This is a genomic window from Paenibacillus sp. DS2015 (genome assembly GCF_050433705.1).
GTDB lineage: Bacteria > Bacillota > Bacilli > Paenibacillales > Paenibacillaceae > Paenibacillus_AQ.
In genome coordinates this window covers 46676-62768 of the sequence record NZ_JBNPWS010000031.1, presented here as the reverse complement: position 1 = coordinate 62768, position 16093 = coordinate 46676, and the positions used below count along the sequence as shown (strand labels likewise).

At 41.6% G+C, this 16093-nt stretch carries 23 protein-coding genes and 1 pseudogene; 3 read left to right on the top strand and 21 right to left on the bottom strand.

All coding sequences use genetic code 11. From position 1 onward, the window contains the following. Window positions 1–334: 334 nt before the first annotated feature. Window positions 335–565 carry a hypothetical protein gene (locus J2T13_RS21190; RefSeq protein WP_429374346.1) on the bottom strand — a complete coding sequence of 77 codons (231 nt, stop codon included), beginning with the start codon at window positions 563–565 and terminating at the stop codon, window positions 335–337. A 127-nt stretch (window positions 566–692) separates the two neighbouring features. Next, window positions 693–1307 carry a stage II sporulation protein M gene (locus J2T13_RS21185; protein ID WP_429374345.1) on the bottom strand — a complete coding sequence of 205 codons (615 nt, stop codon included), beginning with the start codon at window positions 1305–1307 and terminating at the stop codon, window positions 693–695. Between the two features lie 94 nt (window positions 1308–1401). On the opposite strand from J2T13_RS21185, the gene pdaB reads away from it, so the two are divergent. Further along, window positions 1402–2181, top strand: coding sequence for a polysaccharide deacetylase family sporulation protein PdaB (gene pdaB, locus J2T13_RS21180; RefSeq protein ID WP_429374344.1), 780 nt, complete (start codon window positions 1402–1404; stop codon window positions 2179–2181). Window positions 2182–2218: 37 nt separating this feature from the next. On the opposite strand, the gene J2T13_RS21175 is transcribed toward pdaB, so the two are convergent. Then, window positions 2219–2809, bottom strand: coding sequence for a KinB-signaling pathway activation protein (locus J2T13_RS21175; protein ID WP_429374343.1), 591 nt, complete (start codon window positions 2807–2809; stop codon window positions 2219–2221). A gap of 124 nt (window positions 2810–2933) precedes the next feature. Here J2T13_RS21175 and gerD point away from each other — a divergent pair, with 124 nt between their 5' ends. Continuing rightward, window positions 2934–3599 carry a spore germination lipoprotein GerD gene (gene gerD, locus J2T13_RS21170; protein ID WP_429374342.1) on the top strand — a complete coding sequence of 222 codons (666 nt, stop codon included), beginning with the start codon at window positions 2934–2936 and terminating at the stop codon, window positions 3597–3599. 86 nt (window positions 3600–3685) lie between these two features. Here gerD and J2T13_RS21165 read toward each other — a convergent pair whose 3' ends face one another. The 6 genes and pseudogenes from J2T13_RS21165 to J2T13_RS21140 form a co-directional block, all read right to left on the bottom strand. After that, window positions 3686–4792, bottom strand: coding sequence for an Mrp/NBP35 family ATP-binding protein (locus tag J2T13_RS21165; protein ID WP_429374341.1), 1107 nt, complete (start codon window positions 4790–4792; stop codon window positions 3686–3688). A gap of 71 nt (window positions 4793–4863) precedes the next feature. Next, window positions 4864–5637, bottom strand: coding sequence for an N-acetylmuramoyl-L-alanine amidase CwlD (cwlD, locus tag J2T13_RS21160; RefSeq protein WP_429374340.1), 774 nt, complete (start codon window positions 5635–5637; stop codon window positions 4864–4866). Between the two features lie 89 nt (window positions 5638–5726). Further along, window positions 5727–6881 carry a sulfate adenylyltransferase gene (gene sat / locus J2T13_RS21155; RefSeq protein WP_429374339.1) on the bottom strand — a complete coding sequence of 385 codons (1155 nt, stop codon included), beginning with the start codon at window positions 6879–6881 and terminating at the stop codon, window positions 5727–5729. 38 nt (window positions 6882–6919) lie between these two features. Then, window positions 6920–7612, bottom strand: a complete 693-nt coding sequence (locus tag J2T13_RS21150) for a phosphoadenylyl-sulfate reductase (RefSeq protein WP_429374338.1) — start codon at window positions 7610–7612, stop codon at window positions 6920–6922. Window positions 7613–7943: 331 nt separating this feature from the next. After that, window positions 7944–8003 (bottom strand): annotated as a pseudogene (gene rpsI / locus J2T13_RS21145) (30S ribosomal protein S9); the annotation flags it as partial. 257 nt (window positions 8004–8260) lie between these two features. Beyond that, window positions 8261–8410, bottom strand: coding sequence for a thiazolylpeptide-type bacteriocin (locus tag J2T13_RS21140; protein ID WP_429374337.1), 150 nt, complete (start codon window positions 8408–8410; stop codon window positions 8261–8263). Between the two features lie 160 nt (window positions 8411–8570). On the opposite strand from J2T13_RS21140, the gene J2T13_RS21135 reads away from it, so the two are divergent. Next, window positions 8571–9146, top strand: coding sequence for a DUF6609 family protein (locus J2T13_RS21135; protein ID WP_429374336.1), 576 nt, complete (start codon window positions 8571–8573; stop codon window positions 9144–9146). Between the two features lie 549 nt (window positions 9147–9695). Here J2T13_RS21135 and rpsI (J2T13_RS21130) read toward each other — a convergent pair. The 12 genes from rpsI (J2T13_RS21130) to J2T13_RS21075 all read right to left on the bottom strand — a co-directional run bounded on the left by rpsI (J2T13_RS21130) (window position 9696) and on the right by J2T13_RS21075 (window position 16066). After that, entirely contained in the window at window positions 9696–10088 is a 393-nt protein-coding gene (gene rpsI, locus J2T13_RS21130; RefSeq protein WP_429374335.1) for a 30S ribosomal protein S9, read from the bottom strand. Window positions 10089–10109: 21 nt separating this feature from the next. Continuing rightward, window positions 10110–10547: a 50S ribosomal protein L13 gene (gene rplM, locus J2T13_RS21125; RefSeq protein WP_429374334.1), complete on the bottom strand. Its 438-nt coding sequence runs from the start codon at window positions 10545–10547 to the stop codon at window positions 10110–10112. A gap of 231 nt (window positions 10548–10778) precedes the next feature. Further along, the gene (locus tag J2T13_RS21120; RefSeq protein WP_429374333.1) at window positions 10779–11057 is read right to left on the bottom strand and encodes a zf-TFIIB domain-containing protein; all 279 of its coding nucleotides are present in this window, start codon (window positions 11055–11057) and stop codon (window positions 10779–10781) included. A 58-nt stretch (window positions 11058–11115) separates the two neighbouring features. Continuing rightward, window positions 11116–11889 carry a tRNA pseudouridine(38-40) synthase TruA gene (gene truA / locus J2T13_RS21115; protein WP_429374351.1) on the bottom strand — a complete coding sequence of 258 codons (774 nt, stop codon included), beginning with the start codon at window positions 11887–11889 and terminating at the stop codon, window positions 11116–11118. A gap of 161 nt (window positions 11890–12050) precedes the next feature. Further along, entirely contained in the window at window positions 12051–12416 is a 366-nt protein-coding gene (rplQ, locus tag J2T13_RS21110; protein ID WP_429374332.1) for a 50S ribosomal protein L17, read from the bottom strand. Between the two features lie 33 nt (window positions 12417–12449). Further along, the gene (locus tag J2T13_RS21105) at window positions 12450–13394 is read right to left on the bottom strand and encodes a DNA-directed RNA polymerase subunit alpha (RefSeq protein ID WP_429374331.1); all 945 of its coding nucleotides are present in this window, start codon (window positions 13392–13394) and stop codon (window positions 12450–12452) included. 132 nt (window positions 13395–13526) lie between these two features. Then, window positions 13527–13922 (bottom strand): 30S ribosomal protein S11, encoded by a 396-nt coding sequence (gene rpsK / locus J2T13_RS21100; protein ID WP_044878696.1) that lies wholly within the window; start codon window positions 13920–13922, stop codon window positions 13527–13529. A 19-nt stretch (window positions 13923–13941) separates the two neighbouring features. Beyond that, window positions 13942–14310, bottom strand: a complete 369-nt coding sequence (gene rpsM / locus J2T13_RS21095; protein ID WP_429374330.1) for a 30S ribosomal protein S13 — start codon at window positions 14308–14310, stop codon at window positions 13942–13944. A 20-nt stretch (window positions 14311–14330) separates the two neighbouring features. Beyond that, window positions 14331–14444: a 50S ribosomal protein L36 gene (gene rpmJ, locus J2T13_RS21090; protein WP_026688601.1), complete on the bottom strand. Its 114-nt coding sequence runs from the start codon at window positions 14442–14444 to the stop codon at window positions 14331–14333. A gap of 188 nt (window positions 14445–14632) precedes the next feature. Continuing rightward, a complete protein-coding gene (gene infA / locus J2T13_RS21085; protein WP_429374329.1) occupies window positions 14633–14848 on the bottom strand; it encodes a translation initiation factor IF-1 in 216 nt (71 codons plus the stop codon). A 2-nt stretch (window positions 14849–14850) separates the two neighbouring features. Further along, the gene (locus J2T13_RS21080) at window positions 14851–15159 is read right to left on the bottom strand and encodes a hypothetical protein (protein ID WP_429374328.1); all 309 of its coding nucleotides are present in this window, start codon (window positions 15157–15159) and stop codon (window positions 14851–14853) included. A gap of 256 nt (window positions 15160–15415) precedes the next feature. Further along, the gene (locus J2T13_RS21075; protein WP_429374327.1) at window positions 15416–16066 is read right to left on the bottom strand and encodes an adenylate kinase; all 651 of its coding nucleotides are present in this window, start codon (window positions 16064–16066) and stop codon (window positions 15416–15418) included. Between the last annotated feature and the right edge of the window lie 27 nt (window positions 16067–16093).

Here is a 16093-nt window from a genome sequence, read left to right as displayed (position 1 = left end):
ACTTTCGTGAAATCTTTACTCACTCGTTGTTCAGTTTTCAAAGATCAATTACTCTTTCGTTGTCATCAGTTGTTCTCGGCGACAACTACTATATCATAACATGCTACCCTATTGTTTTGCAAGTACTTTTTTTTGGAAGTTTCAAGTTACTATTTATCGGCCTGTCTAGCAGATGACCAATCACAAAAGGAAGCGAGAATTAATTTATCATATTTTGACTGAATTAGTCAACACTTTTTTCGAAAAATATTAGATAGATTAAACTTCCATACATATTTCATCTGTTAACGAACGAATACCATCCTTTCAGGACCTTTGAGTCGATTATCCTTGATTAGTATTTCAATTGGGGGAATTTACTGTTGCGTGCGTACTTCGAAAGTTCTTTCGGGGGCGCTACACGGGCATACATTGTAAATACTGTTTTATATCGTTTGGCAATCACCTGTCTTATATCTTGATCTAATCGTTTGTCACCTAAATCAAGTAACATTTCATCCAGTTCCCTGCGCAGAACATAATCCAATTCCTTGCACTCCTTCTCATTAAAGAGCATACCCAGCATATAACATTGCCTCCTCGTCAAGTAACTATTTGATTTAAACAGAGTTCTTCTCTGAATGAAATCTAATAGCTGTTTTACTGTTATGCTCACTTATTGGGAAAATTATGAATCCAAACGCAAATAAATTTTATTTCAGCAACCAAAAGGTGAATGTGCTCTCAATAATGGCAGCAATAAATAGTAAAATCACAATCCATATTGTGATCGGGCCGACTCTTCTCATGAAATGTTCCCAAGTGTCTCCAAGATGTGCCCGCTTCTCGCGATTCCATTGAGTCATACTCACGAGCACCAACATACCAAAGCGCAAGCCGAAGGCACAGGCAACGATAATGGCCGGAATTTCGATGATGCCATGAGGAAGTAACCCTTTTACAATCAGATCAAACATATCTACCCCTTGTAATGCCGACGCATGGACTAAATATCCAATCACCATACCATTAATAAGTAAAAAAATGACCGGCAGTATACCAAAGAATGCACCTAGATAAATAATCAGGACTCCTTTGATACTATTGTTAAGGAATATAAACTTGAAAAAACTCCACTGCGGGTGACTTGATTCACTTAGATTAGTTGCAACCTGCTGGAGTCCGCTGATTTGGCTCATAATGATCTCCTCGATAGCTCCCGTGCTAATCCAACCTACAAGGATACCGATCACGAACAGAATAGTAGACAACAATAACGTCTTCTTGATGAACCTTAAGTCTTTTATAAACATCGAGAATCTAAACATAGAATAGGTACCTCCTCTTAGTAATAACTTTCAAGTACGAGCATACAATTTGAAGTAAACAAGCATTCGTGCACGAGAGGAGCGTCTTATTACAATGAACTCATTTTTTTATGTGCTTAGCTGGAGAAAGATCAAACGATTCTTATTTGTTATGGCTGCTGCGCTGTTCGCAATCGGGATTGTGTATATTGAGAGAGATCAGATCACGGTGTTCTCTGCAGGTGCACCCTCAGCCATTTACAGCGTGCCTACGGACAAGAAAGTCATTGCACTGACCTTTGACATCAGTTGGGGTGAAAAGCGTCCAGATCCCATTATAAACATCCTAAAAGAAAAGAATGTACAGAAAGCTACCTTCTTTCTCTCCTCTCCATGGAGCAAAACTCATCCAGACATCGTTAAGAACATCAAAGATAGTGGCTTCGAAATCGGTAGTCATGGTCACAAACATGTTAATTACAGCACTTTAAGTGATGAAGAGATCTCAAAGCAGATTTCAACAGCTCATTCCGTTTTGACAGATTTGACGGGAAAAGAACCGAACCTGATCCGCATGCCCAATGGTGATTTTGACAAAAGAGTACTCAAGATCGCAGAAGGTATGAATTATAAGGTCATTCAATGGGATACAGACTCCTTAGATTGGAAAAACATCGGTGTCCAAAATATCGTTGACCGTGTAACCAAGAAAGCCCATCCTGGCGACATTGTTCTCCTTCATGCAAGTGATTCCTGCAAACAAACGCATGAAGCCTTACCACTCATCATTGATGAGCTACGTAAACAGGGATATGAATTCGTGAGTGTATCAGATTTAATTAATCAAGCAGAGACAAAAGGCACTGAAGTACGCGATCAAGCTTCAATTCAGTAAAGTATTTATGAATATGTAGCAAAAAAGAGCTAATTCATTAGCTCTTTTTATTTTGCACTACACGGTGAAGAATTAGAATTTGGTATGCGTTACATACCATTAGGGGAATAACAATGAAGGCAGTGGCAGTGTCGACGCCAATTTTAAGACCCCCGACCGCTTCAACGATTGTAATCGCAATCATGAAGAACAACGTCGGAACCCATGCTGAGAGGTTTGTCCACTTTGCTTTAAAGTAGGCTACCCCAATAGATACAACCAATATCGATAGACCCAATATCAGATCAGACCATTGGTCACTTTGCCCGCCAACAATTCTACGGAAGAATAGGAGTTCTAGCAACGCTAAGACAGTAAGGACCATCTGTATGTACTGCCATACTTTTCTCGAGAATACACCGTTAGCCATATAATTCAATATCAGATATGCAAAAAATCCCATCTGTGAATATACGCTAGCAAGCATTCCATACCCAATTAATATAACAAAATAAACAATATAATCTGATGAACCTTTAAAAACAATTCGTTCCGTTCCGAACTGCAACAATACTCCCGTTATAAGGGAAGCTATCGCTCCAATCAATAATGTCTTCCAGAATAAGTTAAACCATTTTCTTAAACTCAAAAGCCCACCTCCATAAGACATTATTTTACCAACGTTCTCAATAAAAAACCATGCCTTTTGAACATATTTTGCATTTCAGTTCCACATACTACAGTCAGTATCTATGTGAAGGAGGATTTTGCTGATGAAAATGACGGATATACGTGTATTGGGACTGATATTCGTTCTTACTGTGGCATTGACGGCTTGCGGAAGTGAACAGAGCAGTTCTTCCCAAGGTAGCTATAAGGAAACAAAATCAATGGTTGTGGATATTCTCAAAAGTGACGAAGGCAAAAAAGCGGTGGAGGAAGCGATGGGCGGTGGCAGTGGAGCATCCGGAGGAGGGACGGGTATGAAAATGATGTCGGCCCAATCCTCAGAGGAGTTACGTACGACTGTAAAGGATACCCTCACAGCTCCCGAGTATAAGAAAGAATTAGAAAAGATTATGAAGGACCCTAAATTTGCTGGTGATTTCGCCAAAGCGATTAGCTCGGAGAATAAAAAACTCCATCAGGAACTCATTAAAGACCCAACTTACCAGAAATCAGTATCCGAAATTATGAAATCACCAGAGATGATGAAAATGTTTCTCGATCTTACCAAAACTTCGGATTACCGTAAGCAATCCATGACGGTTATGCAAGAAGCCATGCAAAATCCACTTTTTAGAATGGAAGTTATGGAGCTGCTTAAATCCGTCGTCAAAGAAGAGCTTCAACCTGAGAAGGATAAAAAAGAAGGTGAAGGTGGCGGTAGCGGAGGAGCTGAAGGCGGTGGGGGGAGCGAAAGTGGTGGTAGTGAGTAAGGATAATTCATCACTCATACTCCAATAAAAAAAACTCCCTACATACAGGGAGCTCAACTTATAACATTCAAGGGCTGACTCATCGGTCAGTCTTTTTCACATTTTTCAACAACAACCCTTGCGATCTCATCATAAATTTGGCCACTAACTGAATCTTGTTTATATATGGATGGCGAGAAATCGGCTTCAGATGGATGATTATCAGGAACACCAAGCGGAAGTTGTGCTAACAATTCGGTATGAAGCGTCTCAGCTAACCGCGCTCCCCCACCTTTCCCAAACACAAAATCCCGTTCTCCACAGGCACCACATTCATAATAAGCCATGTTCTCCACCACACCTAGTATTTCATGATCGGTTTGAAGAGCCATAGCACCTGCTCTAGCGGCCACAAATGCTGCTGTAGCGTGTGGGGTAGTCACAATAATCTCTTTACTCTGAGGCAGCATCTGATGGACATCTAACGCTACATCACCCGTACCAGGAGGAAGATCCAATAGTAGATAATCCAACTCCCCCCACCCTACGTCGCTAAGAAATTGTCTGAGCATTTTACCAAGCATTGGCCCCCGCCATATCACTGGATTGTTCTCACGAATAAAGAACCCCATAGACATCACCTTCACACCAAAACGCTCCACAGGAATAATGATCTCATCATCCACAATAGGTCCTTCTTCAAGACCCATCATATCTGGAACACTGAATCCGTAGATGTCTGCATCAATCAACCCTACTCTTTTACCTTGTCTAGCCAGAGCTACTGCCAAGTTCACCGTTACCGTAGATTTACCGACGCCACCTTTTCCACTTGCGATTGCGATGAAATGGACACCTGAATCTTCTTGAAGTAATGCATGATTCTCTAACCCCGCACCATGTCCCTTGAGCTTCCGTCCATCTTCTTCATTCCCGTTAGTATCCTGTCCATTAAGAGCTTGTCTGTCATGGTCTGTCGCATCCCGCATACGAATATGAACATCTTCCACCCCAGCTGCTTTCAGACGATCACGAATCTCATGTTCTATCGTTTTCCGATAATCATCACCTTGTTCCAAACAAATGACAGACAGAGAAATCCTATCTTCTTTAATCATAATATGGCGAATGAGCTGCATTTCACTTAAACTCTTACCATTACTCGGATCAACAATCGGTTGTAGAATCTCCTGCACTTGCTCACGCGACAACATGATGGCAACACCCCTACTTCATAAATTGGTATAATTAAATTGAGATCGTTAGTTCTTCAATGATTATATCATTACCTTTCTCCATCTGACGATAATTTAGACTTCTCCCCAGAACCATATCGCAGAATACCCTTATATATAGCTGCAGCTACTTTCCGCTGATACTCAACATCTTTAAGAAGCATTGACTCCTCTGGATGAGACAGAAAACCTACCTCTACAAGTGCAGATGGAATCTTCAACGCTTGAAGAATATACACCGTTTTCACCGTTTTTGCGATTCGATCCGTATTCTCTAAGTTTCGTCTCATCTCTTCCTGAATGAGATCTGCTAAGGCTAAATTATCTGCGTGATTAGGGTAATAGAACACCTGAGCCCCACTCCACCTGTTGGATGGAATACTATTCATATGAATGCTAATGAATAGATCTGCTTTCTTATCTTCAATTAATTTCACACGCTGTTTCAAGTCTTCTGTTTTGCGTTTAGAATACCCACGGGTACTGGGATCAGCAAGATCATAATCTCCTTCCCTAGTCATCACAACAACAGCCCCTGCCTGCTGCAAATAATCACGCAAGTAAAGCGCAATGGCCAAGTTAATATCCTTCTCGATGACGCCTTGTCGACTGACTGCTCCTCCATCAGGTCCACCATGACCGGCATCTAGAGCAATAATTTTCCCTGACAAAGGCAAGCTCCAGTAATTCATTGTTTTGGTGGTAGGAACCTCATACATTAGGATAATAACAAACACGATCAGTAAGCCAATCCCTATGAACCATTTCTTAATTGAATTAAGCCTGATCCATAACACAACTTCTTTTGACTTAGGCTTGGACATAGAAAAGCCACCTCCTGTCCCACATGGACTCTAATCCATCTATATGGGCGGGGGTGGACAAATATAACCTGATATTATGAGTTCTGTTCTTAAGCCATACCTTCAATAAGTACTTTTGCAACTTCAGGCCGAGTAAATTCTGGCGGTGGACAAAGTCCATCACGTAATAAAGCTCGAACCTTTGTTCCAGATAGTGTCATATGATCCTCTTTGCCATGTGGACATGTTTTGCTAGATGCCATATTCCCACACCGAGTGCAGAAGAAGCTATGTTCAAAAAATAGCGGAGTAATATCCAGCTCTTCAGCGGTAAAGTTCTTAAATATCTCCTGTGCTTCATACGTTCCATAATAATCGCCTACACCCGCGTGGTCTCGTCCTACGATAAAATGTGTACATCCATAGTTCTTGCGAACCATCGCATGAAAAATCGCTTCACGCGGTCCTGCATAACGCATAGCAGCTGGGAATACACCAAGGAAAGTACGATCCTCAGGGTAATAATTCTCAAGTAGCGTTAGATAGCTATTCATTCTTACGTCTGCGGGAACATCGTCGGACTTTGTCTCTCCCACAAGTGGATTCAAGAACAAAGCATCTACAATTTCCATAGCACTTTTCTGAATATACTCATGAGCACGATGCACAGGATTTCGAGTCTGAAAACCTACAACGGTATTCCAACCCTTTTCAGCGAATAAACGACGCGTGTCAACCGGATCGAAGTAGAACTCTTTAAATTTAGCTGGCTCAGGTCGATTTAGAACTTGAATGGCTCCGCCCACATAGATCGAAGAACGCTCCTGCAACTTCTTAACCCCTGGATGCTCTGGATCATTCGTCTTAAATACTTGGAGCGCTTCTTCCTCTTGATCTACAGTATAAATACTCTCTACGAGAAGTGTCCCGTAAATGACGTCATCCTCTGCACCTACGAGAGCTACCTGTTCATTAAGTGTTAGACTAGCTGCGGTAGCATCATCTATAGCCAGCGTAATCGGTATGGACCATACCGTACCATCTGCAAGTCTCATAGAAGAAATAACAGAGCGATAGTCAACTTCATTTAAGAATCCTTGTAACGGAGAAAATGCTCCCACACCAATAAGATCTAAATCAGAAATCGTCCACGTATTGATTGCAATCTTCTTCCAACTCTTTGCTTCTTGCAATAACTTTTCTCTTGCTTCACCTTGTATCACACGCTGAATCAGTTTCCCACCATGAGGAAGTATTGTAGTCATCTGTTTCTCTCCTTGTATCATGCTATTATGAATGCTAATTATTTATGAAGCCCACATTCTGTTTTCTCATTACCTGCCCATCGACCTGCACGAGGATCTTCTCCTGGCATTACAGGACGTGTACATTGTTCACAACCAATACTTGGGAAATTCTGATCATGCAAAGGATTATACAGCACATTATTCTCCCGAATATAATTCCACACTTCATCAGATGTCCAAGCGGCGATAGGATTAAATTTAACAAGTCCGAATTTCGCATCGTATTCTACTTTTCTAGTATTCGCACGCGTAGGAGCTTGATCACGTCTAACACCTGTAATCCATGCATCATATTCGGATAAAATTCTTGTAAGTGGTTCTACTTTTCTAATATTACAACATGCATTGGGTTCCGTCTTCCATAGTGCTTCACCATATTGTGCGGCCTGCTCTTCAGGTGTTATCTTGGGTGATACTCTTACGAAATCAATACCATAATTCAGAGCCATTTGGTCTCTCGTCTCATACGTCTGTTGGAAGTGAAAGTCTGTATCTAAGTAAAAAATATCTGTGGTCGGGCTAATTTGTTGTACCATATGGACCAATACCACATCTTCAGCTCCAAAACTACAAGCAAATGTAATATTAGGAAATGTCTCTACTGCGAATCTGATGACTTCCTCAGCAGATGCATTTTCAAACTCATCTGCCTTCTCCTTAATCATTTGTTCCTTTTCTAGTAAATTCATGTTTATTTCCCCCGTTTCTAAATGAGTATGGTTCTCAATCCCCACTTAACTAATATGAATTATCTATTATAGTATAGATAATTCCCATAGTATGTCAATGATTTAAGATAATTTCTAATTTAATATTATGTATGACAAATGATCAAAGTGAGTGCAACAAGGTTTATACAACCTTACATACTTAGTAAGAAGAAACAGCTGCGCCGTCCTTTCAAGGGACGGCATCCGTTTCTCGTAAAAATATAAGGATCATTTATTATGTACAGCATATAAATTCTTATATTTCAAAAAAAGACCCATTCCTATAGGAATGGGTCTTTCCAAAATAATATTAACGTTTCGAGAACTGAGGAGCACGACGTGCTGCTTTAAGTCCGTATTTCTTACGTTCCTAAATGTTTAGTTCCGATTAGTTCCCAATTCTACGCTATACAAAGGAAGTTAATATTTTAGTTCCGATTACTTTAGATAGGTTCTGTAGAGCATGATGAACCTCAAGTGGAGGAACTGCCACTGCTGAATTGCATCTGCTTGTTCCAATTCAATCAATTCCAGGTCAGAAGCTTCCAAATCCCTTATTCTAATCCTTTATTTGACATCATTCTTTTTATAAAATAGTATTTTAATATCCTTGCCTTACTTCCAGTCTTAAGCGCACGAGGAGGAACAGGACGATGACCCGCAGGTGGAGGAACTGCAGCTGCCGCTTGTAGCGGCTGTTGACGGAATTGCTTCCACCTGATTGAGTTCGATCAACTCCAGATCGAGGTCCTCAAGCTCTTTATCTAAATGATTCATATGTATATTCACCTCCCTCGCCTTCACCGACCATCATTCCAGTAATTACAACATATATATAAATTGCGGTGCGGCTGCAGGTGTTTTTGCAGATTAATATGCATATTTAGGTGCCATACTGATAAAGATTAACGAACAGATACATAGGAGGAAGAAGATCATGGGGGAAAACGTAAGACAAGATCGGGGCAAAATCTTTCTGAATAAAAGGGTATGCGGGTTGTGGCTGGTCTGGGTGGCCGCCATCCTGTTTGCGGGACTGCTTGCGGGCGGAACGCAGCTCATTTCCATGCCTGTATTTTCACTAGGGTATATGGCCGGAATATTTGGAATATTGACCAACAAAACAGTGAACCGCAGACTATCCTACGGTCCGCAAACCGCCTTTCAAGGCAAAATGACGCTCTATTCTATTATTCTAATGTTTATACTAATGGTATTGATTGGCGGTCCTCACTTCGGAGACGGCAATTACCGGATGGTCTGGCTGGGTGCCTTTTTGGCAATAGGCCTTCATTTTGTTCCGATGGCATGGGTGCATGGACGCTCCATGATCCTGCTGGCCGTCCTGCTAAGCGCCAACGCCCTGGCCGGGATGTTCTGGCCGGACCTGTCCTTTCACACCGTCGTTTATGTGGATCTTGCCATTAAATTGGTCTGGGGTGCTGTGCTGCTCCTCTCCGGCCGTCCGGCAGCTGCCGGACAATCTGCATGCCCTTCGGCAATCGCCAAGTAAACGGAACCCTGATAAAACGGATACTTATCCAACGTAAAAAGACACCTGTTAAGAGAGTCTGCAAAAGCCTCGATTTTCTGAATAAAGGTAGCCTCGGAAGGTAAAAGTGATCGGAAAACTAAAATAAAGCAGCTCATTCCTTGTCAGAGAATGGGCTGCTTTTGCTCTATTAGCTTAACCATTCGTTTCACAGTGACAACAAATGCTGTGAGATAGACCTGTATTTGCTTGCGAAATAAACCTAGGTATCTGGCCGTATCTATCCAGTGGAACCTCTTCATCCTTAGAACATATAAGCGTTACAGGGCCTCTATATTGCTCTGAGTGGCGTTTTCGTAATAACCCTAGTGTAGTTTTTGTCTAAGCTAGAACACGGTGGGAAGGGATGTCTTGGAGTTCAGAGCCATGAAGCCGGTATCAATCGTTTTGATTTCTTTCGCCATCTTGTTAATGACTTCCTGACAGTAGGAGCGGGCATATTCAGAGGGCAAAATTAAAGCCCCTGACCCAAAGGGCCAGAGGCTTGATTTCCTTGATAAGCAAGGGATATTAACGTTTCGAGAACTGAGGAGCACGACGTGCAGCTTTAAGTCCGTATTTCTTACGTTCCTTCATACGTGGATCACGAGTCAAGAATCCTGCTTTCTTAAGAGCAGGGCGTAACTCAGGATCTACTTTCAGCAATGCACGTGAAATACCGTGACGAATTGCGCCTGCTTGACCAGAAGTTCCTCCACCGTGAGCAATTACGAGAATATCGTATTTGTCCAAAGTCTCTGTTAAGTTAAGAGGTTGTTTAACGATCAGCTTTAGTGTTTCTAGATTGAAGTATTCATTGATGTCGCGTTTATTGATTAGAATGCGTCCTTCACCCGGTAGAAGGCGAACACGTGCTACCGAATGTTTACGACGACCTGTACCATAGTATTGTACTTGTGCCATGAAAACTGTCCTCCCTTTTAATTACCCGCGAAGTTCGTAGACTTCTGGTTTTTGTGCTACATGTGGATGATCCGTACCTGCATAGACTTTAAGTCTCAATTTCATACTGTTACCCATACGGGTTTTAGGAAGCATACCATAAACTGCTGCTTCAAGAACACGTTCAGGCTTAGTCTTAAGCATGTCTCCAGCTGAAGTTACTTTCAATCCACCTGAATACATGGAGTGACGGTAGTATTTCTTATCCTGTAATTTGTTACCTGTTAAGTGAATCTTCTCAGCATTGATCACAATAACGAAATCTCCTGTGTCAACATGTGTTGTGAATTGTGGCTTGTGTTTGCCGCGAATAAGAGCAGCAGCTTCTGAAGCTAAACGACCAAGCGTTTTACCTTCAGCATCAATGATGTGCCAATCGCGCTCTAATTCGTTTGGCTTAGCCATATAGGTGGTGCGCATAGATAGTTCCTCCTTGTTTTCGTACGAAAATTAATCTTGTTTATTTATTCGATCATATTCGATCATAGTAGTTAGCAAAATCATAATTATTTTAATATTAATGTGATCATCTTATTTGGGGCTGTGGGAAAGCCATTAAGAAAACACAATTTTTATTGTACAGCATATACATACAATTCGCAAGAGTATTTTTATAATTATTCCGTTCTACACCAAAAATATTTCACATTCTTAAAATAGATCACTAAATACATCCAAAACAGATTTCTTCTTCTTGTAATGACCATTCGAGTTGCTATTTTGGGGATATTTAGAATCGTATTTTCCCTCTTCGTAACGCTTATCATTCCACTCGTTATAAGCAGGACGTTGTTCACGTACTTCAGACATTAATTTCTCAAGTTCATTCCGGTCAAGCCATACACCCTTGCACTCAGGACAAACATCAATCATAACATCATTTTTCTCTACTTCACGCATACGAATATCATTACAAACAGGACACTTCATCCGAATAACCTCCTTAACAATTTTGAATCATTACTTAAATAGAATTGAAATGCTGCAATTAAAGATCACTATACTCCACACTACATAACGTAAGCCCTTTTCCTTCGGCTGTTGGTCCTGCCTTAGAACGGTCCAACGAATTGAGTATTATAGGAATATCGTCGGCGTTTTTTTTGCCTTCCCCAACCTCTAGTAAGGTTCCCATTATAATTCGGACCATGTGCTGAAGAAAACCACTTCCCGTTAAGTAGGTATGGATGACACCTTGATCCCGAGTATTCGGTCGACACATAGATTGATCAACCACCATATATGCATCATACAATGTCCGTATATGTGAGGGTTTGGTCGAATTTTTTGAAGCAAAGGAACTAAAGTCATAAGTACCAATTAAATGCTTCAACCCTTCCTCCATAGCAGCAGTGTTCAATCTACTAGTATGATGGTATTGAGTCCGTCTTTGAAATACATCAATAAACTGATTCGCATTAATCGTGTATAGGTATGTCTTACGCTTAGCGGCCCTTCTAGCGTGAAAAGATAACGGAACCTCTATTGCATCCCTCACAATGATATCTTGCGGGAGACGCGTGTTTAGAGCCATACACCATCGTTCCACAGGTATGATAGAAGAAGTAGTGAAATTAAATACCTGTCCATAGGCATGTACACCTGAATCTGTTCGGCCAGAAGCTATAATTTTCAATTCTTCCCCTGTCAAACTCTTAATTGCTTGCTCCAATCGATCCTGCACCGTAATTCCATCTGGTTGTGTCTGGAATCCGTTATAATTCGTACCTTCGTAACTAACCTTCATACAAAGATTACGCATCATTTATCTCACCTCAATTAAGCCCTCAGTAAGAAGAAGAACAATAAAGAAAAAGAAGCTCCTTTCGGAGCTTCTATTGTTCCGAAATGAAGTGAAAAAAAGGGCTAATCTAGAATCTAAGATTCTTTATTCCCCTTTCTCCATTTCGTCAGTTTACACGCTTACGCGCGATCTACTAATTCCAAATATACCATAGGCGCAGAATCGCCACGACGAGGTCCTAGTTTAAGGATACGAGTGTATCCACCTGGACGCTCAGAGTAACGAGGTGCCAAATCTGTAAACAATTTTTGAATAGCGTCTTGTTCACCATCAATAGTTTCTTTACGTACGAATGCTGCCACTTGACGACGGGCATGAAGATCTCCCTTTTTCGCTTTAGTGATCAGTCTTTCAGCAATAGAACGAACTTCTTTTGCCTTAGCTTCCGTTGTTTGGATGCGTTCGTATAAGAATAGGTCCGTTACCAGGTCACGAAATAATGCCTTACGTGCGCTGGAATCGCGGCCCAACTTTTGGTATGCCATGTTTTCCCCTCCTTCACTAACGAATCTAAGAAGCTATTCTTCCGTCCGAAGACCTAAACCAAGTTCCTCAAGCTTCTCTTGTACTTCCTCTAAAGATTTGCGGCCCAAGTTACGAACCTTCATCATATCTTCTTCGGTTTTAGTAGTAAGTTCTTGCACTGTGTTAATACCAGCACGCTTAAGGCAATTGTAAGAGCGGACTGAGAGATCGAGCTCTTCGATCGTCATCTCTAACACTTTTTCTTTTTTGTCTTCTTCTTTTTCAACCATGATCTCTGCATCTTTAGCTTCATCTGTAAGTCCTACAAATAGCATCAAATGCTCAGTCAAAATCTTGGCACCGAGACTCACTGCCTCTTCTGGTCTGATGCTACCATCAGTCCAAATTTCTAGAGTTAGTTTGTCGTAGTTCGTAACTTGCCCTACCCGAGTATTCTCTACGCCATAATTGACACGAGAAATCGGAGTGTAGATAGAATCAATCGGAATAACGCCAATTGGTTGGTCATCACGTTTGTTCTTATCTGCTGTTACATAGCCACGGCCACGACTAGCAAAAATACGCATGTGAAGTCTAGCACCAGGACCCAATGTTGCAATGTGAAGATCCGGGTTAAGGATTTCAACATCACTATCCGCACGAATATCAGCTGCAGTGATTACTCCTTCGCCTTCAGCATCAATCTCGAACACTTTCTCTTCGTCAGAATGAATTTTAAGGGATAGAGCTTTCAGATTCAGGATGATCTCCGTCACGTCTTCTTTCACACCCGGAACTGTTGAGAACTCATGTAGAACACCGTCAATCTGAACCGATGTTACAGCTGCACCAGGCAGTGATGATAACATAATCCGTCGAAGTGAATTCCCCAAAGTAGTACCATATCCCCGTTCCAGCGGTTCTATTACGAACTTCCCATAGGCTCCATCTTCGTTGACATCTACAGTCTCGATTTTCGGCTTTTCGATTTCAATCACGTATTTTCCCTCCTTCAAGCGTCGCTCCTATATGAACTAGTCACCATGTCAAGCGTATCCATGTAGTATGCCTAAACAACCATTGTTAGCAGATTGCGCCGGTTTTATACCACATTGTTCAGGTAGACTTTATTAGACACGACGACGTTTAGGTGGGCGGCATCCATTATGTGGAACTGGAGTAACGTCTTTAATTACGTTAACTTCCAATCCAGCAGCCTGTAAAGAACGGATCGCTGCTTCACGACCAGCACCAGGACCTTTAACCATAACTTCAACTGTTTTCATACCATGTTCCATTGCAGCCTTAGCAGCTTGTTCAGCAGCCATTTGAGCAGCAAATGGTGTAGATTTACGGGAACCTCTAAATCCTAGACCGCCTGAGCTTGCCCAAGAAATTGCGTTTCCGTGTGGATCCGTAATAGTTACAATAGTATTGTTGAACGTGGAACGAATATGTGCCACGCCAGATTCGATATTTTTGCGGTCACGACGTTTAGTACGTACGACTTTTTTCGGTTTAGCCATTGTTCTTTATCCCCCCTTATTATTTCTTCTTATTTGCTACCGTACGACGAGGGCCTTTCCGTGTACGTGCATTCGTCTTGGTACGTTGTCCGCGAACCGGCAACCCACGGCGATGACGCACACCACGATAGCAACCAATATCAACTAGACGTTTAATATTCATGGAAATTTCACGACGAAGGTCACCTTCAACCTTAACCATCTTGTCGATCGTTTCACGTAATTTGCTCACTTCATCTTCCGTCAAATCTCTAACACGAGTTTCAGAACTAATGCCTGTTTCTTTCAAAATCATCTGGGAAGTTGTTCTACCAATCCCGAAAATGTAAGTCAAGGCGATCTCAACGCGCTTTTCACGTGGCAAATCCACACCAGCTATACGAGCCATTTTACGCTACACCCCCTTCTTTAACCTTGTTTTTGTTTGTGTTTCGGATTTTCGCAAATCACCATTACTGTCCCTTTGCGACGAATAACTTTACATTTTTCGCACATGGGTTTTACAGAAGGTCTTACCTTCATGTTAATTACCTCCCTAAAGTTTTGCGAAGCAAAACTAACTTCGTAAGGATCAGCTCAGTTTTGCGAAGCAAAACTGACTTCGAAAGCATTCACCAAGTTTTGCGATGCAAAACTTACTTCGTAGTAACAACTATGCTTTGCCGAGCAAAACACACTACAATCTTACTAGTAATCTTTGTTTAAGAGAACTATTTGCGGTATGTTATACGACCTTTGGATAAATCATAAGGTGATAACTGTACGACCACTTTGTCTCCCGTCAGAATACGGATAAAGTGCATCCGTAGCTTTCCTGAAACATGGGCAAGTATTTGATGACCATTCTCAAGTTCTACCTTAAATGTTGCATTTGGAAGCAACTCAAGGACCGTACCTTCAATTTCAATTACATCTTCTTTAGCCACAGTTAGTCTCCTTTCTCTTCAGCATGTATTGCGGTGGACTCATTAAACTTCATAACTGCATGACGCAGTTTGCCGTTTGTTACCCGACCGCTTTCAATTAAACTGTCTACAACTTCACTGCTAATAAAAGGCTGGGGTTCCAGATGAAGAAGATTTTTCTTTTTCGCTTGGTCAAACTTTCGTTTATCCCCATCCGCAATATAGACAAACTTGTTATCGGCTTTTGAGAGTATAACAGCTACCTGTCCGGTATCCTTACCTCTCAAGATTCTCACAATTTGACCGATGTGCGTATCGGTTTGTTCTTTCATATACAATCACCTACGACTTCAGTTTTGTGATCATCCCATTAACAAGCAGTAATGTAATTGGTAGTTTAATTTGCAACTGTCGGGAAATCCATGCACCTAGACCGAAGCGCAAATGCGAGCAGGAAAACCATTGTAGTCCTTAGAAGAGTGATTGATTTAAGAATGAAGATGTACGGGTTAACAAGCAAACCTGTCACCAATTTATGTCTAGCTTCATTCATAAAGCCAAGTTCCGTTGTGGACTTACTAATGATCATTACATCGAACCTCGCAGTAATGATACGATTTCAGCGGAAACCGCACCAATTTCCTTTTCACCATCGATCTGACGCAATTTACCTTTGTTCTCATAGAATTCTAGGAGCGGTGTTGTTTTGTTGATATATTCGTCAAGGCGAGTTCCTACGCTCTCTTCGTTATCATCAGAGCGTTGATACAATTCACCAGCGCATTTATCACATATACCTTCCTGTATAGGCGGGTTAAAGATCACATGATATGTGGCTCCACAGTTCTTGCATATCCGTCGTCCAGTAAGACGCGCTAACAATTTGTTGCGGTCTACCTTCAAATTAATGACATGATCCAATTGAGTGTTTAAGCGTGATAGAATGCCCTCAAGCGCCTCCGCTTGCGAAAGTGTTCTTGGAAATCCGTCCAATAAAAAACCTTTTTCGCAATCGGACTGCTGTAGCCGTTCTTCCACAATCCCGATCGTTACATCATCCGGTACCAACAAGCCTTGATCCATATATTCTTTGGCTTTGTTCCCGATTGGTGTTCCCTCTTTTATCGCCAGACGAAATGCATCACCTGTTGAAATATGAGGAACACCGTACTCGTTCACAATTGCCGCTGCTTGCGTTCCTTTACCTGCCCCAGGAGGGCCCATGAATAGAATGTTCAATATCTGTCACTCCCTCCAAGAGTTTCC